Raw genomic sequence first — 24,860 nt, forward strand, 5'->3', positions numbered from 1 at the left:
ACCCGTCGCCGCTCGCGCACCTCTTCTCCGCCGGGACCGTTGCGTGGGGCGGGCGGTCGCCGGGCGGCGCGGCGCTTCACCCAGATGTCATCTGATGACTACGTGATCATCACCTGGGCGGCGCCCGCGCGACGCCTCGCGCCGCCACTCTTGCCGCTGTCCGTTCCGGGCCCTGCAAGTCGCTGACGTAGCGCGACGGGCGGGACCCCACCGGGCGTGGTGCGGCACCGGGCCGCCCGGCAGGTCGCTGGCCTCAGGCGCGACGTGACGGCGAGCCCCTGGTCGCATCCATGCGCGGCGCCGGTTCACGGCGTGCTCCGCGCGTCCCCTTCTGCTCTTCCCCCTCCCGCGTGCAGCGGCGATCTGTCTGGAGTCCGTCATGGCGTCAGTGCGTACCGGTGAGGCCCTCGGCCTCGCCGTGCGTCCGGACGCCGTGCGGCTGCGCCTGTCGGCGGTCGACCGGCTGTGGCAGGTGGTCCGCTGGACGGTCACGCTCGCGGGCGCCGTCGTGGTGCTGTGGTTCGGGAGCGCCTTCATGATGGCGACGCCCGCTGCCGCGGCGGTCGCCGTTCCCGTCGCCCACGCGGGCGCGAAGCAGAGCATGGTGAAGGCGAGCGGTGCCCGGCCCGCCGACGGGGGAGACGGGGATTCCGGTTCCGACGGCGGCGACGGCGACTCCGAGGGCAAGAGCGAGAAGAAGTCGGAGAAGAAGTCCGACGACAAGAAGTCCGACGACGAGAAGTCCGACGACAAGAAGTCGGAGAAGAAGTCCGATGACGACAAGTCGGACGAGTCCGCGAAGTCGGGCAAGAAGTCGAAGAAGAAGGAGTCGGACGGCGAGGAGTCCGACAAGAAGTCGAGCAAGAAGTCGGAGAAGAAGGATTCCGGCCGCGGGAGTGGGAAGAAGTCGGGCTCCGAGAAGTCCGAGAAGTCCAGCGGCGAGGACTCCGGCAAGAAGTCCGAGAAGAAGTCGGGCAACCGCAAGGGCGACGACGAGTCGGGTGACGACGACCGGAACGGCGACGACCGGTCCTCCGGCGAGGAGTCGGGCAAGGGGGAGCCGGGCGACAAGCGGTCCGAGTCGACGGAGTCCGACGCCGAGAAGGCCGGCGAGGGGAAGTCGGACGGCGGGCGGTCGGGGGAGAGGCCGGAGCGGTCGGGCGAGGCGGATCGGGACGAGGCCCAGGAGCGCGACCGCGCGGCCGGCACGCGCTCCGAGAAGGCCGAGAAGGACGAGGAGCCGGACGCCGATTCCGAGGAGGACCGCCGCGACCGGACCGGGCGCGCCTCCGGCTCCGAGCGATCCGACGACGCTGCGCGCAGCGCGGACCGCACTTCCGCGGACGACCGCGGCGACGCCGGCCGGGACCGGGCCGAGCGTGCCGACGACCGGGACCGCCGGCCGCGCGACTCCGACGCGGAGCGGGGTGCCCGGGCGACCGGTCACCGTGCCGGCGACGACCGCACCCCCGCCGACGGTGACCGCGACCGCGCCGACGGGAACGGCGACCGCGCCGACGGTGACCGCGCCGACCGCACCCACGACGGCCGGGCCGTCGCCGGCCGCGACCGGGCCGCCACCGATCGTGCCGACGACCGGTTCACCGCCGAGCGGCGTGGCGACCGTGTCGACGGTGACCGGGCCGGTGCCGCCGACCGGGCGGACCGGCAGGACCGGGAGCGCGCGGCCCGCGGTTCGCGTGCCGAGGGCCGGGATGGCGACGAGCGCGCCAGCGACCGCCGCGACGGGCGTGCCGTCGCGGACACGGACGGGGAGGTCCGTGAGGAGTCGCGTGACCGAGCCGATCGGCGTGACCCGGACGGGGCACGGTCGGACCGCGATGCCGGGGAGCGCGTCCGCGACGCGGTCCGGCAGTGGCGGCAGGGCGCGGACGTCGAGGAGCGGCTGCGCGAGGCGATCCAGGACGAGGTGCGCGACCGGACCGGCCGGGAGGCACGGGACGCCGACGACCCGGACGGCGAGCGGCGGGAGGCGGCCGGCGAACGCGGCGACGACCGCTCGGCGGAGCTCCGCGAGGCGGTGCGGGAGACGGTCGGGACGGCCGCGGACGAGGTGCGCGACGCCCTGCACGAGGCTGCCGGGCGCGACCGCGACGACCGCGAGGACCGCGGTGACGCCGTGCGGGAGCAGATCCGCGCGACCGTGGCCGAGCTCGACCGTGACGACCGCAGCGGCGATCGCGAGGACGATTCCGCCGAGGCCCGGCGGGAACGCCTCCGCGATGCGGTTGCGGAGGGACCGGGGGAGCGGGCACGCGACGGCGAGCACGACAACGCGGCCGAGCGGGTCCGTGCGGCTGTCGCCGGGCTGGACCGCGACCGCGTCGAGGGGGCCCTCGACCGCGCCGGGGACGCCCGTCGCTCCGGCGAGCGTGCCCGGGACAACGACCACGGCGATGCCGACGCTGCGAAGAAGGCGGCGCGCCGCCTCGCCGAGGCGGGCGTGGACGTCGCGCGGGAGCTGACCGACCGGGACGGTGACCTCACCCGTGCCGTGGACGCGCTCGTGGACGAGGTGGTCGAGACGGCGGGTGCGTCCGAGGGGGACGTGCGCCGCGCCGTCGACACCGCCCGGGACGCGTTGTCGTCGGCCGCCGACGACGGGGACCGCCCCGTGCGCCGGGCCGCTCTGGAGCCGCAGCCGACCGCGGGCGCCGATGACGAGCGCAGCGGCTCCGATCGCACCGCGGCGCGTACCCTCGCCGCCCCGCGAGCCCCGCCGTCGGAGACCGTGCCGGCGGCCGCGCTGCGCGCGGACGAGCGCGAGGACGAGGACGACGAGGACCGCCGCGACGAGCGGGATGAGGACGGCCGGTGGGTCGACGGCGAGTGGGTCGACCACGACGACTCCGCCGAGCAGACCGAGAAGGTGCTCGAGGACCGGATCGAGTCGGACGCGAGCGAGAAGCGGCTCGCGCAGAAGAAGAAGGACGTGGCCGCGGGCAAGGCCACGAAGGCCGAGTACGACGCGCAGGCCGCCGAGCACGCGGAGCAGGAGCGACGGGCCGCCGAGGACCGCGCGCGGGTCTCGCCGGAGCGGGCCGAGCTGGTCGACGAGGTCGTCGACGGCCACCGGGAGCTCGAGAAGCGGGAGAAGGAGCTGGCGGCCGAGGAGAAGCGGGTCGCCGCGGGGAAGGCCGACGCGAAGGCGCACGAGCGCGACGTCGAGGAGTTCGAGGCGCAGCGCGACGAGGTGTACGAGGCCACCGACGAGCTGATGGACGCCACCGACCGCGACACCGAGGCCGTCTCCTCCGACGACCTCGACGGCGAGGGCGCCACCGCGGGCTGCGGGTCGAGCGGGGTGTTCGTCGAGTGCGGCTCGGCGTCCGAGGACGGCGAGGGCCAGCGCGACTCCGACCGCTGCCTCGCGATCTCCGGGGTCTCGTCCGGGTGCGGGACCTCGAGCAAGTCGGGTGACAGCGAGGCGTCCGCGTCCTGCACCCTGACCGGCGCGGACCGCGGCTGCGGCAGCAGTGCGTCCAGCCGGGGCGAGGACGGCGAGGCCACCCGGGCGTCGGCCCGCTGCACGGGGGACGACTGCGAGCAGCGCAGCACCGCCACCCCGGACCGCGCCGACGCGGAGTGCCGGACCGGCACCGGGTCGTGCGAGAGCAGCGGCTCCGGCAGCGACCGCGACGAGCCCGCGGCCGCGGCGACCCTCGTGAGCGACGACCGGGACGAGCGCGAGGGCACGGGCCGCGGCACGGGCAGCGGGTCCGCCCGCTGCGAGGGCGCGGGCGGCTGCGCCACCACCAGCTCGGTGGAGCTGGGCGACGAGGCGGGCGACGTCGAGGCCGACGCCGAGGTGTCGTGCGGCGCCGGCTGCACCGGCTCGGCGCGCACCCGCATCGATGCCGGCCACGAGGCCACCACGCAGTCCGCGGCCGCCGCGGAGGGTGCCGCGCGGTCGGCGACGACGGGCGCTGCCGACTGCACCGTCTCCGGCGGCGGCTGCCGCGCGAGCAGCGACTCGCGGGCCGAGGGCGACGAGGGCACCGCGAGCGACAGCACGGCCGGCGTCTCGGTCGACTGCGACGACACCGCGTGCTCCGGCTCCGGCACCGCCACCACGCGCGGTGCGGCGAGCGGCGTGCGGGCCGGCGCGGAGCGGGCGAGCGACGGGACGGCCTCCTGCGAGGTCGCCGGCGGCGACTGCGAGGCCTCCAGCCGGACCGGCACCGAGACCGAGGTCGACGAGGACGAGCGCTGGACGCTCGACGTGGTCACCGGCCTGCCGGTCGCGTCGCAGGAGCGGGCCGACGGCGATGCCTCGGCCACCAGCTCGGTGGGCGCGAGCGTGGACTGCGACGACGCCGCCGGTTGCACCGGCACGGCGTCCGGCGCGACCACCGGCACGGTGACGGGCACCGCGGCGACCGGCACCGCGGCGAAGGCCGCCGGCGCCCCGGTCCGCACGACCTCGACGACGACCACCTGCACCGCCACCGGCGGCTCCTGCGACACGAGCGCGGCCTCCGAGGTCCGCGACCGGGCCGGGGACGCGGAGCAGCAGGGGTGGCTGTCGGACGCGACCGAGCCGGCCCGCGAGCTCCTGGCGGTCAGCACCGCGAGCGCCGACGTCGACTGCGCGGCGGCCGGGTGCTCCGGCTCCGGCTCGGCCACGACGACGGGCGCCGCGTCCGGCGACGTGACCGGCGTGCGCGACAGCACGGCCACCTCGACCTGCACCGCTCGCGGGGACGGCGGCTCGTGCTCGGCCGCGGCCGACACCGCGGTCGCCGACCGCGAGCCCGCGCTCGACCCGGTGACCGGGGTGGCGGGCGTGTCCGGCCCGGTCAGCGTGTCCCACGCGTCCGCGACCGTGGGGTGCGACGGCGGCGTCGGGACGTGCGGGGGCACGGCCACGTCGTCGACGAGCGCTCGCGACACCGGGGTGTCGCCGCACGCCCGGGGTACCAGCGCCACCGCCGAGTGCGCGGTGACGGGCGGCGAGTGCTCCGGGGGCAGCAGCTCCTCGGCGTCGTCGGCGTCCGACTTCGCCGTGATCGACCCGGCGACCGGCAAGCCCACCACCGGCCCGTCCTCGACCGCGACGTCGAGCGCCGACGTGGCCTGCGCCGCGGGTACGGCCTGCACCGGCTCGGCCCGCACGTCGACGTCCGCGTGGGACGGCGCGGTCAACGGCGGGACGCCGCGCACCTCCACGGGCGAGGCGACGTGCACCGGCACCGGCGGGTGCGCGGCGCAGTCGGTGTCGCACGCCTCCTCGGCTCCCGGTGCCGCACTGGCCTTCGCCGGCGCGCCGCAGGACGGCGGGGACCAGCAGGTGAACGCGGCCCGGCTGCCCGCGGGCCCGTCCGCCGCGTCGGCCGCGGGCGCGGCCACCACCTGCGCGGGCGAGGAGATCTGCGACGGGCGGGTGACGAGCGCCGCGACGGCGACCGACCCGGCCGTGTCGCCCGAGCCGCGCGGGTCGCGCAGCGAGGGGTCGTGCGCGGGCGTGTCCGGCGCGGTCTGCCAGGCGGTGACGAACTCCGGCGCCTCCTCCGGCCCGGACGCGAACGTCATCGTGCCGCTCGTGCAGGCGCGGTCCACGGCGAACGCGGACGTGACCTCGGAGGACGTCGGGACCGAGGCCCCGGCCGAGCGGCAGCAGGACCAGCCGGCGACGCTGCCGGCGCCGGCCGCGCCGGGCTCGAGCGCGAACTCCGGCGCCCCGACGGTGCCGGGCGCGTCCAGCTGGACGATGGCCGCGGCCACCCTGGACTGCGCGGGCTCCTCCGGCTGCACGGGCACCGCCCGGACCTCCGCGACCGGCACCGACGGACCCACCGCCGGGAACGGCGCGGGCGGGGCGCGCGGACCCCCGACGGCCACCGGCACCACCAGCTCCAGCGGCAGCTGCACGAGCGAGCAGAGCGGCTGCCGGGTCCAGACCGACTCCTCCGCGGGGTCCGGCCAGGTCGTGGCCGACATCGTGGCGGAGGACCGCACGACCGCTGCCGAGCAGGCCCGCGCGCAGGCCGTCCAGGCCGATGCCGCCGCCCGCGACGCAGCACGGGTCGCCGCCCGCCCGGGCGCGACCGCAGCAGAGCAGGAGGCGGCCGCCGAGGCCGCGACCGCCGCGCAGCAGGCGCGGCAGGCCTACCGCGATGCCGCGACGCTGGCCGCGCAGCCGGTCACCGACGCGCCGGCCACCCTGTCCCGGTCGGGTGCGAGCGCCCAGTGCGCCGGCCCCGGGTGCACCGCCGCCACCACGGGTGGCACGAGCGGCACCGCAGGCACCACCCGCACCGCGGCCACCTGCACCGCCGCCGACAGCGGCTGCCTGGTCACCAGCGGCGCGATCGCCACGGCCGAGCGTGACTCCGGCGTCGTCGAGACCGAGGGCGCTCCGCCCGCCCCCGGCTCGTCCGGGCAGGCGCAGGCCGCCTCGCAGCTCCTGTGCCCGGAGGCGGGCTGCACCGGCAGCGTCACCGGGGACGCCTCCTCGATCGCCGGGCCGGCGGACCGGCGCAGCACCGGCACGGCCACCGGCTCGTCGCGCTGCGACGGCACCACCGCGTGCCTGGCGCAGATCAGCGTGACCGCGTCGAGCGCGACGGGCGCGCCGACGGGCGGCGAGCCGTTCGCCACCACCTCGGCTGCGGTCACCACCACCTGCGACGACGGCAGCGCGACCGGCTGCGCCACGACCGCGTCGAGCCGCACCACCGCCGACGGCGGCCCGAGCGTGCGCGGCACCTCGACCGCGACGTGCGCGGCATCCGGGGGCTGCGCCGCGGCCACCGGTGGGCACGCGCTCGACGGGGTCGTGCAGACGACCGCGGAGTGCGTGGGCACCGGGTGCCGCACCCGCACCGACGGAACGGCGCAGGCCGCCGTGGCGGGCGGGACGACCCGCGCGACCTCGCACACCGACTGCACGGCAGGGGCGGACGGGTCGTGCGCGGGCAGCAGCCTCGCCGGCGCCTCAGCCGAGGGCTCGCAGGCGTCGGCGAGCTGCGCGGGCAGCACCGGCGCGACCTGCAGGCACAGCTTCTCCTCGACGTCGGACGCCCACGGCCGGACCGGCGGGAACGTCGCCGATGCCCGCGCGAGCTGCGGGGCCGCGGGCGGGGCCGGCACCGGCTGGTGCGCGACCGGCGCGGAGGTGCAGACGACGGGCCAGACCGCGGCCGCCTCGGCGACCTGCGCGGGCAGCGCCGGCTCCGGCTGCTCCTACTCCTACCGCGCCGGCAGCTCCGACTCGGCCGCGTCGAGCGGGTCGCGGGCGCGCGCCCACGCGTCCGGCTCGGGATCGGGCACCTTCGGGGGCGGCTTCGTCGCGACCGCCGCCGCGGCGGCCGCCGGGCCGGGCACGGCGCAGGCCATGGCGTCCTGCACCGGCAGCGCGGGCGTCCGCTGCAGCCACTCCTACTCGGCGAGCGCGTCCGACTCCGCGTCCTCCGGCGGTAACCGGGCGTCGGCGTCGGCATCGGGCTCCGGTGGGGGTGGTATCGGCGGTGGCGGTGTTGCGGTGATGGCGCAGGCGTCGGCGGGGCCGGGTTCGGCGTCGGCGTCCGCGTCGTGCGCGGGTGCGGCGAACTGCAGGCACTCCTACTCGGCGAGCGCGTCCGCTGCGGCGGCGTACGGCGGGAACCGGGCGTCGGCGTCGGCGTCGGGTTCCGGTGGCGGCGGCATCGGTGGCGGCGGCGTCGCGGTGTCGGCGCAGGCGTCGGCGGGGCCGGGTTCGGCGTCGGCGTCCGCGTCGTGCGCGGGTGCGGCGAACTGCCGGCACTCCTACTCGGCGAGCGCGTCGGCGTCGGCGTCGCACGGCGGCAACTGGGCCCGGGCGTACGCCTCCGGTTCCGGTGGGGGCGGCCAGGGCGGCGGGGGCGTCGCGGTGTCGGCGCAGGCCTCGGCGGGGCCCGGCTACGCGAACGCGAGCGCCTCCTGCTCCGGAGCGGCGAACTGCCGTTGGGGCTACTCGGGTCACGCGTCCAGCTCCGCCGCCTACGACGACGGCACGCACCGCAGCTGGGCGCACGCGTCGGCGTCCGGGTCGGGCGGGGGGTCCGGCCCGGGCGGCGGCGGGATGTCGGTGTTCGCGCAGACGGCGGCCGGCAAGGGCTGGGCGAACGCGGCCGCGGGCTGTTCCGGCGCGGCGAACTGCTCGGCGAGCTACTCCAGCGGGGCCGAGGCGTCGAAGACGGTCGGCGGGCAGCACGCGGAGGCGTCGGCGCGCTGCTCGGGCGGCGGCACCGGGGGCTCCTGCGGCTCGTTCGCGGTCGTGGAGGTCGACTCCGAGAACGCGCTGGCGCAGGCCGGCTGCTCGGGCACCGGGAGCTGCGAGGCGCACTACGCCACGAGCTCGGAGTCGACCGGCTCCGGCACGGGCCAGACCGGCGAGTCGGGCGCCGAGTGCTCCGGCAGCGCGAACGGCGGCCACTGCGCCACCGGCTCCAAGGTCACCTACGACGCCGAGACCGGCACGCTGCAGGCGACCTCGTACTGCGCCACCGAGGGCGGGTCGTGCAGCAAGTACGCGAACGTCACGATCGACGCGTCGTTCCGGGACGGGCAGTTCACCGGCGACGGCGAGTCGAGCTGCAGCGGCGCAGGCGCGGGCGCCTGCTCGGCCATCGGCGTCGTCAAGATGCACGAGGCCACCACGGACGCCGAGGGCAACCGCATCTCGCCGACGCTGGTGATCGGTACCGGCTGCGCGATCGAGGGCGGCGGCAGCTGCTCGCAGCACTCGAACGCGTACACGAACATCACCGGCGCGGACGGGAAGATCGGGGCCAGCTCGGTCGCGGAGTGCTCGGGCACCACCGGCTACTGCACCACCGTCGTGGGCGGGACCTTCCTGGAGGAGACGGGGGAGATCGACGCCTTCGCCGACTGCAGCGCGGACGGCGGGAGCGGCTGCACCAAGGTCGAGGCGCACCTGCACGGCGAGGTGTCCGGGGCGGGCCAGGCGAACCCGGACGGCCCCACCGAGGGCGTGCTGCACGGCGACGGCAACGCGCACTGCGTGCGGACGTCCGGGACCTGCGCGGTCTCCGGTGTCTTCGACTACGTGCCGGCGGCCATGGGCGAGGACCAGGACGGCGACGGGCAGCCCGACGCCGTGCCGGCGCACGTGATCGCGGCGACCAGCTGCTACCCGGAGGGCGACCACTGCACCCAGGAGACGTCCAGCTGGGCGACCCTGGACCGCACCACCGAGCACACGGTCCACCACGGCGACGCGAACGCGGACTGCTCGGGGACCTGGGGATCCTGCTCGACCGTCGCGTCCGTGGCCTACGACGAGGAGGAGGGCGAGGTCACGGCGTTCGCGCAGTGCGACGACACCGGCGGCGCGAACTGCACCCGCGCGTCGACCTCCACCTACGCCTGGGCGCAGTCGCCGCACGGCGAGGACCTGCGCGGCCACGGGGTGTCGGAGTGCAACCAGACCGGCGGGTACTGCTCGTCGGTGTCGTTCGCCAAGTACTACGGCGACGGCGAGGTGACCGTCCCCGGCGAGAACGGCGAGGACGTCGCGCTGCCGGCCCACGTGCGCAGCGGCGCGGGCTGCGGCACCGACGGCGCCGAGGAGAACTGCAGCTTCAACTTCTCCGCGCGAGGCTTCGAGGAGCTCACCGAGGACGACGGCCTGCTGGCGGCGAACGCGCGCAGCAACTGCTCCGACTCCGGGACCACCGGCTCGGGCTGGTGCTCGGTGGCGGCCGACGCCACGATCGACCTCGACGCGCGCACGGCGACCGTGGACGTGTGGTGCCAGGGCAGCACCGGCGTGAGCTGCGCGTACTCCGGCCACGCCGAGGCCTACCACGAGGCGGACAAGAACAACGCGGAGTCGTTGAAGCAGTGCGGCGCCGACGTGGCCGGCAACTGCTCGCTCGCCGCGGCCGCGGTGGCGGCCGGCGGGGACCGGGAGAAGCAGGGCCAGGCGATCGCGTCCGGGTTCTGCCACGACTCGAACGGCACCTGCTCCGGCGAGTTCCGCACCCACGTCGACTCCAACCGGGACACCCTCTCCGACTGCGAGTCGAGCGGCGCCGCGAACGGGACGTGCTTCGGGCTGGCGGTCCGCGACCACGCGATGTCGGGCGGTCAGTTCTTCGGGGACCCCGACGCGAACGACGAGATCACCCTGGGCTCGCAGGCGCCGGGCCGGGACCGGGAGACCCGGACCTGCTCGGCCACCTCGGCCTGCGACACGCAGCAGGTCGACGAGGACGGGTTCACGCTCGACGGCGAGTACTTCGTGCTCGACGTCGAGGAGGACAAGTCGGTCGGCCAGTGGTTCAAGAACGCCGGCCGCGACCTCGGCGACGTCGTCGTGTACGCGATCCCGGGCCTGCTGGAGTCGGTCGGCACCGAGCTCTGGAACGGCGCCAAGTACGACGTCCTCTGGTTCGACGAGCCCGAGCAGATGGAGGGCGAGTCCGACCTCGAGTACTACACGCGGCTCTACCCCTTCACCGGCGGCGTGGCGACGGGCGCGGTCAACTTCTACAACCGGTGGATCAACTTCGAGGACGGCGGCACCGACTGGGGCCGGCTCGGCGAGGACTACTACTACGCGCCGGTCTCCACGCTGCTGGAGGACGTCGGCACGGTCGCGCTGGTCGCGGCCGGCGCCGGGGCGATCATCAAGGGCGTCTCGATGGGCGCGAGGGCTGCCGGCGCCGGGGTGGCGGCCTCTGGAACCGTCAACGGTCTGCGCGCCTCCCTGACCTCCCTGCGGTCGATGCAGGGCGTTCCGGCCCTCGACGTGGCCGCCGGCGTCGCCTTCCGGGGGGCCCGCTGGACCGGCAACGTCGCAATGGCCCCGCTGACGGCGAACTTCCTGGCCGGGCGTGTGGTCGCGGCCGGGCTGTCCCGCGGGATCATGGCCCCGCTCGCCGGGCGGTCGCGCAGCGCCGCCGAGGTCGCGGCGGGCCGCGCCGGTGCGGCGTTCGAGTTCGGCCGCTACTCCGAGGCGGTGGCGCTGCAGTCCCGGGCCGCGGGGCTCGGGCGGCGGGCGGACGTCCTCGACACGGCCGCGTACGCGGGCCGCGTCATCAGCAAGGACGGCCTGTTCGGCCGCATGACCCGCGAAGGCCGCACCCCCGGCCTGATCGGCACCCTGCGCGCCTACGACGCCCTCGGCCTGCGCTTCGGCCGGACGCTCACCGCGGGCCAGGTCGCGTCCGCCCACACCGGGGCGTCGGTGCGCGCCTTCGGCACCGACCTGCTCGGCCCGCGCAGCCCGCTGGGCCGCCTCGCCGGCCACGAGTTCGCGTCCGCCCTGCGCCAGCAGCGCGCGGACCGCGCGCGGGCCCTCGTCGAGTACGACCAGCTGATGTTCGGCGGCACCTTCCGCAACCCGAACCGGCTGGCCGGCCGGGGAGTGTGGGCCGCGCACCGCGCCCGAGCGCTGACCGAGATCGCCGCGGGACGGCTCACCGCGCAGGAGTTCGCCGAGCTGACCCGCAGCGGGCTCGACCGGCTCGCCGACGACGTGGCGACCGCTCCGCGCACCGACGCGGGCCGCGCCGGAGGGGCGGACGCCGCCGGGACCACGGCCGGTACGGCGCGCGGGAGCCGGTCCGGCGAGCAGGTCGACACGCACGGGCAGGCCGACACACCTGCGCAGGGCGGCCGGGCGAGCGAGCAGGGCGCGGCCGCGGCCGGGGACCGCGGTGGCCGGTCCGGCGAGCAGCGCGGTGCGGCCGCCGACGACGCGGCCGGCCGGGCGGGCGACGACGGCACCCCGGCGACCGGTGACCCGGCCCCGAACGGCCCCCGCCCCGCCGACCCGGCCGACCCCGTCCCGCCGACGGCACCGCGCAGCGGTGACCGGCTCGGCGGCGGGCAGCGGGCGAGCACCGGGGGAGACGGACCCGACCCGCTCGCGACCGGGGCGGGCGGCGGCAGCGGCCCGCGTCCGCGGCCGGAGGAGCCGGGCCCCGCGCGTCCCGCGAAGGGCCACCCGACCGAGCCCGACCCGCTGACCTCGGACCTGCCCCCGCCCGGGCCGGACGGGACCCCCGCGCGGCAGGGCTCCGAGCCGCCGGCGCGGACGAACGGGGACCTCTCACCCGAGGTCGCGCAGGTGCGCACCTTCTGGGAGGAGTTCCGGCAGCTCAGCGACGCGCAGCTGCGGAACCGGTACCGCGAGCTCGCCGACGACGTGCGCAGCGAGCGGAAGAAGATCGACGAGGTCGCCGTCGAGTGCACCGCACTCGCCTGTGAGGCCTCCCGCCGCAACGGCAAGGCGCCGCACGACGAGCAGATCGAAGGTGCCCTCGCGCTCGTGCGCGACGACCTCATCGAGATGCGCACCGGCGAGGGCAAGACGCTCACCGGGGCACTCGCGGCGGTCGTGCGCGGCCTCGACGCGCGGGACGCGGCCGGGAACCCGGGCGTGCACCGGGGCGTCCAGTGGATGGCGCTGAACCCCAAGGACATGCGATCCGCGGTCCGGACGGTCCGGCCCATCGCCGAGCGGCTCGGGCTGACCGTCGGCGAGGTGCGGCCCGGCGCGCTGCGGTGGAGCAAGCAGCGGGCGTACCAGGCCGACATCGCGATCGGCACGGTCAGCGAGTTCGTGTTCGACGCGCTGCGGGCGCGCAACGCCAAGGGCGACCCCGTGCACGGGAACCGCGGCGGGTACCGCCTGATCGACGAGGTCGACCAGGTGCTGCTCGACGAGGCGCTGACCCCGCACGTGCTGGCGGCCGCGCGCGGCGGCCGGGCCCCGCTGGGCGACCTGGCGTGGTCGGCGCGGATCGCGACCGAGCTGGAGCCCCGCAACGGAACCACCCCCGGTTACTACGAGATCGGCCGGAACGGCGTCCGGCTGACCCCGGACGGCATCGCGTTCATCAAGGAGCGCACCGGGCGGGACCTGACGACACGGCGCAACGCGCCGCTCGTGCGGCGGGTGGAGAACGCGCTCGCGTTCGAGCTGGTCGTCCGCAAGGACGTCGAGTACTTCGTCGAGGACGGCCGCGTCGTCATCGTCGACCGGCGGACCGGCTACGCGCTCGACGGGCGCCGGTGGAACGACGGGCTGCACGAGGCGATCGAGTACGCCGAGCGGCTCGAGGTGCAGGGGCCCACGCGAGCGCTCGACGCGATGACCGTCGTCGACTTCCTCGGCGACCGCCCGTTCGGCGGGATGACCGGCACCATCGGCGGCAAGGCGGGCCGGGACGCCTTCCGCGCCGAGTACTCCAAGACCGTCGTCGAGATCAGGCCGCACCGCGACCCGCAGCGGATCGACCTCACGGCGCCCACCTACCGCACGGCCGCGCAGAAGTGGGACGGCGTGTTCGACGACGTCGTCACGGCGATGCGGTCCGGCCGGCCGGTGCTGGTCGTGACCGGGTCGATCCTGGAGGCCGCGCAGTTCGCGGCGCGGCTGCGCAGGGCCGGCATCGAGCCCAACGTGCTGACGGCCCGGACCCGCGGGGCGGTCGACGACCGGATCATCGCCGAGGCCGGCCGTCCGGGCCAGGTCACGGTGGCCACGAACAAGGCCGGCCGGGGCATCGACATCCAGCTCGGCGGGGAGGCGAAGGGGCCGAAGCACGACGCGGTGGAGCAGGCCGGTGGCCTGCACGTGGTGCTGACCGAGTTCCCGGAGTCGCTGCGGGTCGAGCAGCAGGCCCGCGGCCGGGCCGGGCGGCAGGGCGAGAAGGGCAGCTCGACGCTGCACCGGTCGCTCGAGGACCGGATCCTGCAGCCGGTCGGCAAGGGCGAGCTCACCGCCACGCGCAACCCGCGGGAGGCGGCGCCGGTGGCGCTGGACTCGGCCGCGGTGGAGGCCCTGTTCACCCTCGGCAGGCAGCAGGCCGAGCTGGCGGCGCGGGGCCGGCGCGGCGCGCAGCAGGTCCGCACGGTCGTCGAGGAGCGCCGGCAGGCCCGCGGCGTGCTCGGCTCGCGGGGCGTCCCGCAGCCCACGGAGCTGTCGTCGCTGCCGGCGAACCCGGCGGGGATCGACCTGCCGCAGCTGGCCGCGCTGCGGGCCGGGCACGACGTGCCCGGGCTCTCGCCGGAGCTGAACGCGCAGCTGCGCGAGCTCGTCGACGGGGTCCTGGTGGAGGACCCTGCCACCGCGAGCGAGCACGCGGCCGCCGCCCGGGTCGTCGAGCACCTGCCGCAGCGCTCGTTCCAGCCCTACGAGTACACCGAGGCGGACCTGGCCGCGGTGACGGAGCAGCTGGCGCGGCTCACGCAGGAGGCGAACGCCGTGCAGCGCGGCATCGACCTGCGCGACCGGCTGGGGATGGACGCCGACGCGTTCGCCGCGACCATGGCCGTGGCGGAGCAGCTGCTCGCCGAGCGGCAGGGGGCCGGGCCGGACGCGGTGCCGCCGAGTGCGGGCCCGGCGGCCGACCGGCTGCGGCTGGACGCGCTGCGCGACCGCGAGCTGCAGGCGCTGGTGGACTGGGTGCGCGGTGTCCCGGAGGACCTCGTCGCCCAGCGGCTCGGGATCGCGCCGCACGAGCTCGGCTGGTTCCTGGGCCTGGACGAGGCGGCGCCGGGCATCGTGGTCGACAAGCTCACGCGCGCGACGAGGAACAACGCGCTGCTCGGCGGCCGGGAGCCGGCCGGCAGGCAGGTGCGCACGGAGGCGGCGACCCGCGCCGCGGTCCTCGCCCGCGACGACGGCGCCGCAGGGCGCTGGCAGCGGGTGCGCGACGCCCTGCGTGCGGTCGAGCTGAACGGGCTGCACCCGGTCGAGCAGGCGGTGCTGTGGGACCGCGACGACCGGATCGAGGAGTTCGTCGGCCTGCTGCCGGACCGGCACCGGGACGTGGCCCACGCGGCGCTGGTCGACGCGGGCGTCACGTCGCTGACGCAGCTGGCCGGCCTGTCGCTCGACGCGCTGGCCGACCTCGGGATGCCGGCCACCGCGACCCGCGCGGTGCGCGCGGCGCTGGCGACCGTCCCGGCGCCGCAGCGGGTCGACGCGCTCGACCGGCACGTGGCCGCCGATCTGGCCGGCCGCACCGCGTGGACGCACGAGGACCTGCTCGCCGCGCTGCACGTCGCCGCCGGTCGCGAGTACGACCCGGGTGGCCCGGCGACCCACCGGGAGATCGCCGAGCTGCGCGGTCTGCTCGGGCTCGACGCGCTGGCGGCGCTGGCGGACCTGCTCCTGGAGCGGGCGGACGCCGGGCAGCTGCGCCCCGAGGAGCGTGCGCTGCTGCCGGTCGAGGCGCTGGACCTGCTGGTGCGGGCGCGCGCCGGCGCGCTGACCGACGCCGAGCGGCTCGAGCTGGTGGCGCGCGGGTCGGGGGTGCTGCGCATGCGGGCTGCCGGGCCCGACCAGCTCGTGGCCCTGCTCGTGCTGGACGCCGACGTGCACGCCGGCCGCGAGCAGCCCGCGCCCGCCCCGCTGACCCCCGCGCCCGCGCCGCACCGGTTCCCGACCGCGACGCTCGTCGCCACCGCGGCCGCGGTGGGTGCGGCCGGCGGGGCGGCGGCGGTCCTCGCCGGGTCGGCTCCGACGCTGGCGGCCGGTGCGTCGCTCGTCGGGGCGACGGTCGGCGCCGCGGTCGTCACCGCGGTCCACCGGGTGCGCAACCGGGGACCGCCGGTCGGGCGGGCCACCACTTCTCCTGCCGCAGCGCACGGTGTGACCGCGCGGCGGTGGATCGACCGGATCGTCATCGGCGCCCCGCTGATGAGCGACCCGGTGGTGCGACACCGGACGACCGCTGCGCTGGTCGGCGCGAGCGCGCTCGGATGGTCGCTCGCGACGGTCGGGGTCCCGGGCGGGACCGCGCTCGCCGTCGGTGCGGCGGCCGGCGCGATCGCGGTCGAGCTGGCCCCGCGGGTGCGGGACGGGCTCGCGCTGCGCGCGGCTGCCGGAGAGCGGCTGCGCGGGCTGCGCGACCGGACCGGCGACCGGCTCCGCGACGCCGTGCGCGCGCAGCGAAAGGCGCTGGCGACGGCCCGCCGCCGGTGGGCGGCCGACCGCGCGCTGCGGTCGGTGCTGGCCGGGTTGGACGGGCCGGTGCGGGCGGGCGAGGCCGACCTCGCCGCGGCGCGGGCCGACCTGCTCGTGGCCGACGCCGAGTTCGGCCGCCGGCAGCAGGACGCGGTGCGCGACCTCTACGACGCCCCGGACGCCAGGTCCGGCGATGTCGCCGTGGACGCGGCGCGCGAGGCCGCGGTGGCCCACGCGCTCGGCCTGGACCGGACCGAGGTCCGCCGGCAGGCCGGTGCGGCCGGAGCGGACCCGTCGATCGACCTGTTCGACGAACGGCTGGTCAGGGTGGCCGACGAGCTGCAGGCCGCCGAGGCGCCGCTGGGTGCGGCCGTCGACGCCGTCGACGCGGCGGGCCGCCTGCTGGCCGAGCGGCGCGACGAGCGCAGCACCCGGCTGACCGGGGCGATCCGCGCCGCGGCTGCGGGCGGGGTCGCGGTGGCGCGCATCGCCGCGCTGACCGGGCTCACCCCGGCGCAGGTCCGGGCGATCCTCGGGGAGACCCCCCGCGGCGGCTCGGGGCCGTCGGCGACCGGCGGCGGGCCGGGCACCGGCGGTGGCGGGCCGACGAACCCGACCGGAACCGGACCCGAGCGCCGGTCGGCCCCGCAGGCCGGGTCCCCGGCCGTGACCGGTGCGGCGACGGGCGGCCCGAGCGCTGCGGGCCCCGAGGCGCGTTCGCGCGGCCCGCCGTGGCGGCAGCTCTGGACGACGCGCACGACCGGGGCGGTCGTGCTGTTCGCCGGGCTCGCGGCCGCGCTGGTCGCGGCCCGGTACGGCGCCGTCGAACCGGGTGCGCTGGCCGCGGCCGGGATCTGGTGGTGGCCGGGGCAGCGGCGCGCCGCGCGGGAGCTGCGCGACGAGGTCGCCGCCGTCCGGGACGCGCTGGGCGGCGCCGAGCAGGCCGACGCCGGTGCCCGGATGGCCGTGCGCCAGGACGCGCAGGTGCTGCAGGACCGGCTGGGTTGGGTCCCGGCGCTCGCCGAGCGGCTGCGGCAGCGGGGCCGCACCGACGAGCAGGTCGTCGCGGACCTCGCCGCGGCGCTGTCGGTGCACCCGGTCCGGGTCCGTGCCCGGCTGGTCGACCCCGACCTGGCCGGTGCGGTGGAGCTGCCCGCGCCGCTGGCCGCCGCGGACCTGACGGCCGCCGAGCTGCTCGAGGCGGTGCGGAGCGGGGTGACGGCCCGGGCCGACGCCCTCGAGACGGCGCTCGCGCAGCGGGACGCGGCCGCGGAGGCGCTGGACACCGCCCGGACCGAGGCCCAGGAGCGGATCCGGGAGGCCGCGACGGCCGCCCGGGACGCCGGGGTCCGCGCGGGCACCGTGCGCCGGGCGACCGAGCTCACCCGCGCCGACGTCACGTCGCTGCCTGCCACCCCGCCGACCGTGCGGGACGCGCTGCGGCCCGTCGGGACGTGGTTCGCGTCCGGCTGGCAGGCCGGCGTCGGCGGGGTGCGCGCGGCGGGGCGGTGGACCGTCGAGCGCGGGCGGGACGTCGGGCGCGCGGCCGGCACCGCCCGGCAGTGGTCCGGCGAGCGGGTGCTGGCGGCGGTCGCCGCCGCGGGCCGCGGCCGGCAGCGGATCGGCGACCGGATCCGCGCCGACCGGGCCCTGCGCGTGCAGGTCCGCGGCGTCGCGCGGCTGCGGGCCGCGGAGGGCGCGATCGCCCGGCTGCTGCACCGCGAGCAGCGGGCGGCCCGGCGGGCGGTCACGACCGAGCAGCTCGGCTGGATCGGCTGGGTGTCGGTCGTCGCCTCGGCGCAGCCGGCCGGCACGCAGCCGAGCCGGGAGCAGCTGGCCGAGCGGCTCGCGGAGGCGCTGCAGCTGCCGGGGCGCACCGCGCGCCGCCTGCTCACCCGTGCCGACCGGCTCGCGGCGAGCCAGGTCCGGCCGCCGCAGGGGGGCACGGCCACCGGCACCACGCTCGACCTGGCGGTGGCCGCCGTGGCGACCGCGTTCGCCGGTGCGCACCGGACCCTCGCCGACGCGGCCGCCGCGCACCGGGCCGCCGGGCGGGCGCTCGCCGCGGGCCGGACCGAGGCCGTGCACGTCGCGACCGCCGCGGGCGTCGCGCCGGACCGCGCCGAGCGCCGGGCGGACCGGGCGGCACGGGGTCGGGGCGCCGCGGGGCTGCGCCACCGGCTGGGGGCCGGGCTCGGCCTGGACGTCCCGCTCGCCGAGCGGCTGCGGCCGCGACGCGCCGCGCTCGCCGGTCTGGTGACGGGCGTGGGAGCCGGGCTGGTGGCCGGAGGACTGGCGGGGGTCGTCGTCGGCGGTACGGCGGTCGTCGCGGTCGGGTCGGTCCTCGTGGCGGCAGGCCTCCTCGCGGCGGTACGCGCGATGTGGACGCCGGCGACGGCGCGCGGCCCGCCGTCCGCGGCGCTCCTGCGCGGGCTGCGCGCCCACGGCCTGCGGCTCGGGCTGTGGACGCTCGGCGGGGTCGGCGCCGTGCTCGGCGCCGGGCCGCTCGCGGGCCTGGTCACGAGCCTGTGGCCGGTCTTCGCCCACCAGCCGGGCCTGCTCGGGGTCAAGGCGCTGCTGACGCCGGCGATCACGGCCGGGCTGGTGTTCCGCTACGTGCTGCGGCGCCAGCACGCCAACCAGGCGTCCGGCATGCAGACGCGGCCGCGCCAGGCGGCGTGGACCTCGGCGATCGGCGCGTACGTCCTCACCGCCGGGCTGGGTCTCGTGCGGGCATTCGGGCTGGCGGCCAACCCCTGGTGGCTCGTACCCGTCGCGATGGCGATCGGGGTCGGGATCGCCGCTGCGATCCTGCAGAAGAAGGACACCGGGCGGACGCGGGTGTTCAAGGCGATGATCACCGGGGCGCTGTCGGCGGGCGTGGCGTTCGTGGTGGGGCTGCTCGGTACCGCGGTCGGCCCCGGCGCGACCCGGGAGCTCGTCGCCACGCTCGTGATCGCCACGGTGGTCTACGGCGCGCCGAGCGTGATCGCGGAGTACGTGAACGTCTGGGTCGGGCGCGCCATGGCGCCGTTCGCGAAGAGCCGGGCCGAGCGCGAGGCGCGGAAGGCCGCGGCCGCCGACGGGCACAGCGACCGGCAGCGGAGCTGGTACTTCGCCTGGCTCGACTACAAGAACTTCTCGCCCGTCGACACCCGGCTGCTCGCGCGCAAGGCGCTGGACCCGGTGCTGGCGGGGCTCGCGGCGGTGGTGGTCAACCTGGCCTGGATGGAGCGCGCGTGGGTGCTGGCGAACGACGGCTCGCTCACCGTGGTGCTCGGTCGCTTCGCGGCGATGGCCACGACCGTGTGGCTGATCGGGAAGCTGCTGCGCGACCCCGACGAGGTCGCGAGCGGCTTCTACGGCTTCCGCAGCTCGCGGGCCCTGCGGTTGCCGAGCCGGGCGCCCTGGTGGTCGGTGGCGACCGGTGGCCGGCTGCACCACCGGGCGGCGCACCACGGACGCGACCTCGAGCGGGCGCTGGAGCAGTTCGGGTTGTCCCGCCGCACGCGCGACCGGGGCCTGGCCCACGACCTGGCCGCGCTGCTGTGGGACCGGATGACGGCCCCGGTCCACGAGCCGCTGCCCGAGTGGGACCCGCTGCCCGCGGAGATCGACGGTGCGCTGGCCCGCGAGCGGGCCGCGGCGCAGCGGCGGCGGGACCAGCACGTCGAGACGATCGCGCTGGTGGTGCCGGTCCTCGCCGCGGACCCGGGCACGATGGTGCGGGTCGCCGACCGGCTGCGCCGCGCGGGGCGCACTGCCGACGCCGCCGTCCTGGACTTCCAGCGGATGCTCGCCCAGGAGCTGTGGGCGCAGTTCACCGCGGCGCGGCCGGAGCCGGACGCCACGCCCGTGCCGGAGCACCGGACCTGGGCCGAGCAGCTGGCGCGGGCGCTGGCCGAGCGCGCCGAGCTGCGGGCGGACTACCTCGCGGGTCCGCGCAAGGAGCTGCTCGAGCACATCAAGCGCTACCACCTGGACGCCGACCGCGGCAACGAGTGGAACGCCCGGTACGCCCGGGCGCAGCTGCGGGCGCTGGAGTTCGAGCGGCAGGGCATGAGCAAGCCGCGGCGTGAGCCGCTGGAGGCCGTCGCGCAGCTGGCCGACCAGCGGGCGCGCAGCGTCGGGATCGCCGCCGCCACCGAGCAGTGGGGGATCGAGAGCCGCGACCCCGCCGCGAGCACGGAGCGGCTGGTCCGGATGCAGCAGCTCGAAGCGGGGATGCGGGTGCTGGGCTCCGCGGCGCTGCTCGCGATCGAGGCCGAGCTCAGCGCGACCCAGCGGAGCTGGGACCGCAAGCGCTGGCGGGCCGCGATGGCCGCGGCAGGCACCTCGGCGAGCCCGCAGCCGGTGACCCTGCTGGACCGGCTGCTGCTGGTCGCCGGCCGCCGCGGCACGGTCTCCGCCGCCCACCTGGAGGCGCAGTACGACGGCACCGGGTGGGCCGAGGCCCTCACCGCGCTGGTCGAGGCGGGCGCGCTGGAGACCGTCGACGGCGGGTACCGCGCCGCGGCCGACCTGAGGTCGCTGTGGCGGGCGGCCGCGCCGCGGCTGCGGCGCGCCGTGCGCTCCGGGGTGACCGAGCTGCCCGGCGGCACGGCGGTCGCCCCGCTACTGGTCGAACGGCCCGCGGGCGGCGAGCCGCAGGAGCGGCGCGACGCCGTGGCTGCGCTGCTCGACGTGCTGCGCAACGGTGACCTCGCCTTCCGGCACTGGCGCGACGGGTGGATCGACGACGCCGGCTCCACCTGGCGGCGGCTGACGGCGCTCGGGCACCGGCACGGGCCCGGCCGGCGCGACTGGCCGCTGCCCGCGGGCCGCTCCACGCCGCCCGTCCGCGTCGCCCGCGGCCTGGGCGAGCTGGTCGCGCAGCGGTGGCGGCACCGGGTCGAGCCCGGCAGGCAGCGCCGCGCCCTGCGGAACCGGCTGCGCACCGCCGACGCCGCCGACCGGCTCTACGTCCGGGCGCGCCGGGCCGCGGAGTTCCTCGCCGACCAGCGGCCCGACGTCTCGCTGCGGCCGGAGGCGACGGACCTGCTGCACGCCGCCCGCGTCGTCGAGGTCGAGGCGTACGCCCGGCTGGGCGAGGACCGCGGGCGGGCCGCGGACGCGCTCGCCGCCGTCGGGTCGTACCCGCACCAGGTCGACCGGACCCTGAGCGCCACCGACGCGGCCCTCGCGCACGCTCCGGGCGCCGACCCGCTGCCGCCCACGGCCGAGCACTGGCTGAAGGAGATCACGCGGGAGCTGGACGCCGCCCGCGCCCGGCTGGACGGCCTGCACCCCGGCCCCGGGCGGGACCGGGCCCTGGACGAGGCCCGGCTGTCGCTGGCCCGCCACGCGATCGACCGCGACTACGGGTGGGCGTCGCAGCTGCACCGCACCATGGGCGGCTGGAACGTCATGGAAGCCGCCCGCGCCGCGGCGTCGCGGCTGCGCGCCGCGCACCCGGACCTGTTCCGCGCGCCCGCCGCCCCGGAGCCGGGGCACTCACCGGTCGTCCCGCACCGGGACCGGGTCGAGCACCCCTACGGCGACGAGGGCGTGCGCGGTCCGGGAATGGCCGCGGAGACCCGGCGCGGCCGCGGCAACCGCACCAACCAGGACGCCGCCACCCTCGCGACGCTGCCGGACGGCGCCCGCGTCGCCCTCGTCGTCGACGGCGTGTTCTCCTACCCCGCCTCGCGGACCGCTGCGACCACCTTCGCCGCCGCGTTCCGCGCCGAGCTGCTTCGCACCGACCGACCGGGCCGCACGGCCGCACAGCTCCTGCAGGACGCGCACGAGGCCGGCCTCGGTGCCCTCACCGCCGCCTACACCCCGGAGGCGGGGCACGGCGCCGTGGCCTACCTGGCCGCCCACCACGCCGCCGACGGGACCGTCACGACCAGCCACGTCGGTACGGCCCGGGCCTTCCACGTCCCGTTCGACCGGACGCAGCCCACGACGCAGATCACCGTCGACGACAGCCGCGGCGGGGCGATCACCGACGGCGGGGTCATGACCCGCTGGGCCGCGGGGGACTACCGGCCCGCGCCCACCGTCACCACGGTCCGGCCGGACGAGCCGGGGCTGCTGGTGCTGGCGACCGACGGCCTGTGGCGCTACCTGCCCACGCCCGACGCGCTGAGCGCCGCGCTGCCCGCCGGCCTGCGCACCGCCGATGCCGCGGCGGAGCGGCTCGCCGAGTCCGGCCACCGGGCCGGCGGCCGCGATGACCTCACCGTCGCCGTCGTGCAGGCCCCGGACCACGTGCGCGGCCTCGGCCGCGGTCCCCGCGGCCCGCGCGGCGGGGCGACGCCGCTCGCGGCGCTGCCGCACCGGATGCCCCGCGGCCCGCCCGGGGCGGGCCCGAGCGGCCCGGTCGTCCTCGCCGAGCTGGACGAGGCACGCATCGCGGCCTTCGGGCGGCTGCTCCCGGAACTGGACGATCGCGGGTTCCTGCGGCCGCTCGCCGAGGTGGACCCGCTGCTGCGGGCGAGCGCTCCGGTGCTGGTGCTGGACATCGCTGCTGCCGGAGCCGTGCTCGCCGGATGGGACGACGTCCTCGGCGCGCTGGTGGCCTACGGGTGGCACGAGCGGGGCGCGGTCGTGGTGCCGGCGCCGGTGCTCGCGGAGATCATGGACCACGAGGCGGCGGGCCGGCTGGCCCAGGGCTTCTGGGACGAGCTCCTGGAGCACGAGGTGCGGTTCCACCTCCACGGGCGGTCCGTCCTCCGCGGCGCGGGGCACGACGAGCACGCCGCCGGGTTGGCGCGGCGGCTGCGGGCGGCCCGGGCGTTCGGCGTCGACCCCGCCGTGGGTGGCGACGTCCGGTTCCGGCCGGTCCGGGACGCCGCAGGCCACCCGTTCTGGGAGCTGGCGGCGCCCTTCGGCACGCTGGTGATCACTGGTGAGCAGCTGACCGTCGACGAACGGGTGTCGGCCGCGGCAGGTGCGGTGTCCGAGTTCGGGGAGAGCGCGCGGTGGTGGCTCGCCGGGGGCGGGACGGCCGCCGAGCGGGTGGTGCAGGTGCTGGGGCTGGTCGCGGAGGCGGCGACCGCGGCACCCCTCGCGGTGCACGACCACGGGGCGGTGCGGACGGCCCGGGTGCGGGTCGACCGGCAGGTCGGCGCCATGCTCTGGGAGGGGGGTGCCCGGACCCGGGACGTCGAGCTGGTGACGATGCCGGTGGCGCCGGGGCGGCACCTGCTGGTCGGGTTCCACCCGGTTCGCGAGGGTGCCCCGACCGGCCTGGCCGGGCATCCTGCGCTGCTGGCCGGTGCCGCCCGCAGCGTCGTCGCGTTCCGGGACGGGCGTGGTCGCGTCGTGGGCACCGGGGTCGTGGTCCGCGCCGCGACGCCCGCGGCGCCGGCGCTGGTCCGCACGGCCTACCACGTGGCCGAGGTCCTCGACGGCGACTCCACCGTGGACGGGCTGGCGCTGAGCGACCTGCGGAGCCTGCCGCTGGACGCCTACGGCCCGGACGCCGAGCTGGCCGCGGCCGCCCGGCAGTACCTGGACCTCGGGCTCGCGGGTGGCGGCCTGCCCACCCTGGACCTCGCGCTCGCCGCGGTGTGGGGCCTGGACCGCCCGGCCGCCCCGGTCCGGCGCCACCCCGTCGCGCGGGGGGAGCTCGTGACGTTCATCGGCTACCCGGAAGGCCGCCACACCGTCACGCAGGCACCGGTCGTGGGCACCGACCGCGGCCTGCTCGACACGATCGCAGCGCTCGGCGGCGGCGTGTCCGGCGGCCCCGGGTTCGACGCTCGGGGCCGGGTGGTGCTGACGGTCGTCACCGGGCGGCCCGGCCGGACCTACGGGATCGGGCCGCGGTTGGCCGGCCGGTTCGGCGACGCGGTCACCGGCGCCGCGGGCCGTCCGGTGCCGCCGCTGCGCGACAGGGACGCGTTCGGCCGTCCCGCGCCCGACCCGGAGCGGCTCGCCGCCGGGATCGTCGCCGACCTCGCGGCGATCGCCGGGCTCGTCGACGAGCTCGCCGCCGAGCTGCCCGGCGGGTTCCAGGACGTCCTCGACACGCTCGGGGACGACCCGGTCCACTCGTTCCTGGGTTCCGTGCGGGAGCGGCTCGTGACTGCTCCGGCGGCGCACCGGTTCCGGCTGCTGGCCGAGCGCGCCGGGGCCGTCGGCGCGGCGCTCGTGCAGTTGCGCGACCGCGCGTCGGCGGCGTCCCGGGCCGAGGGGACCCGCCCGCTCGGCGACGACACCGGCGCGGTCGGCGTGGGGTTCGGCGTCCGGCTGGGGGCGCTGGCGACGGCGGCGCTGGCCGGTGCGGCGCACGCGGGCGGGTGGGCCGCCCTCCCGCACGCCGGCCCGGTCGCCGCGGGAGCCGCCGCGGTGCTGGCCGTCGGGGCCGGTGCCGTCCTCGTGGTGCGGGCACGCAGCGGCGGGCCCGGACCGCGGCACAATCACCGGAGGCGGACCGCGGGTGAGGAGTCGGAGCGATGACCGGATTCCGCATTGCGGTGCGCCGCTGCCTCGCGCTGCTCGGCCGGCGTGGGCCCGCCGCGGCGCCGGACCCCGGACCGGGCCTGGTGCACGCCCTGCGCGCGGAGGTCGAGGCGCAGCTCACGCGGGTGGAGCTGCGGCGCGCGGAGCTGCCTCGTGGCGCGGAGCGGGCCGTGCGCCGCGTGGTGCGGGCGCTGCGGGTGGTGCTCGACCGGCTCGACGAGGTGTTCGACGACGGGGTCGACCGGGTCGCCGCTCCGGAGCGGCTCGCCGATGCGGTCGTGATCGTGCGGACCGAGCTGGCCGAGCTCCTCGACGGTTGGTTCGCACAACCCGTGGAGATGGCCGGGGACGAGCTCGTCGCGCGGCTCGCGCTGGTCGGTGACCGGGCCGAGCGGCTGGCGGCCCGGGTTCCCGACATCCACGCGCGCCGCGCCGAGGACCTGACGCGGGAGCTGCGCCGCCGTTACGGACCGTGACG

At 77.9% G+C, this 24,860-nt stretch carries 2 protein-coding genes; both read left to right on the plus strand.

The genetic code is table 11. The features are described from left to right. Positions 1–379 precede the first annotated feature (379 nt). Positions 380–24,379, plus strand: a complete 24,000-nt coding sequence (locus tag FB558_RS15680) for a preprotein translocase subunit SecA (protein WP_142053364.1) — start codon at positions 380–382, stop codon at positions 24,377–24,379. Next, complete coding sequence (locus FB558_RS15685; protein WP_142053366.1) at positions 24,376–24,858, plus strand: hypothetical protein; 483 nt, start codon at positions 24,376–24,378, stop codon at positions 24,856–24,858. The genes FB558_RS15680 and FB558_RS15685 overlap by 4 nt, the downstream gene beginning before the upstream one ends. Positions 24,859–24,860: the final 2 nt, after the last annotated feature.

The organism is Pseudonocardia kunmingensis, from assembly GCF_006716445.1.
Lineage (GTDB): Bacteria > Actinomycetota > Actinomycetes > Mycobacteriales > Pseudonocardiaceae > Pseudonocardia > Pseudonocardia kunmingensis.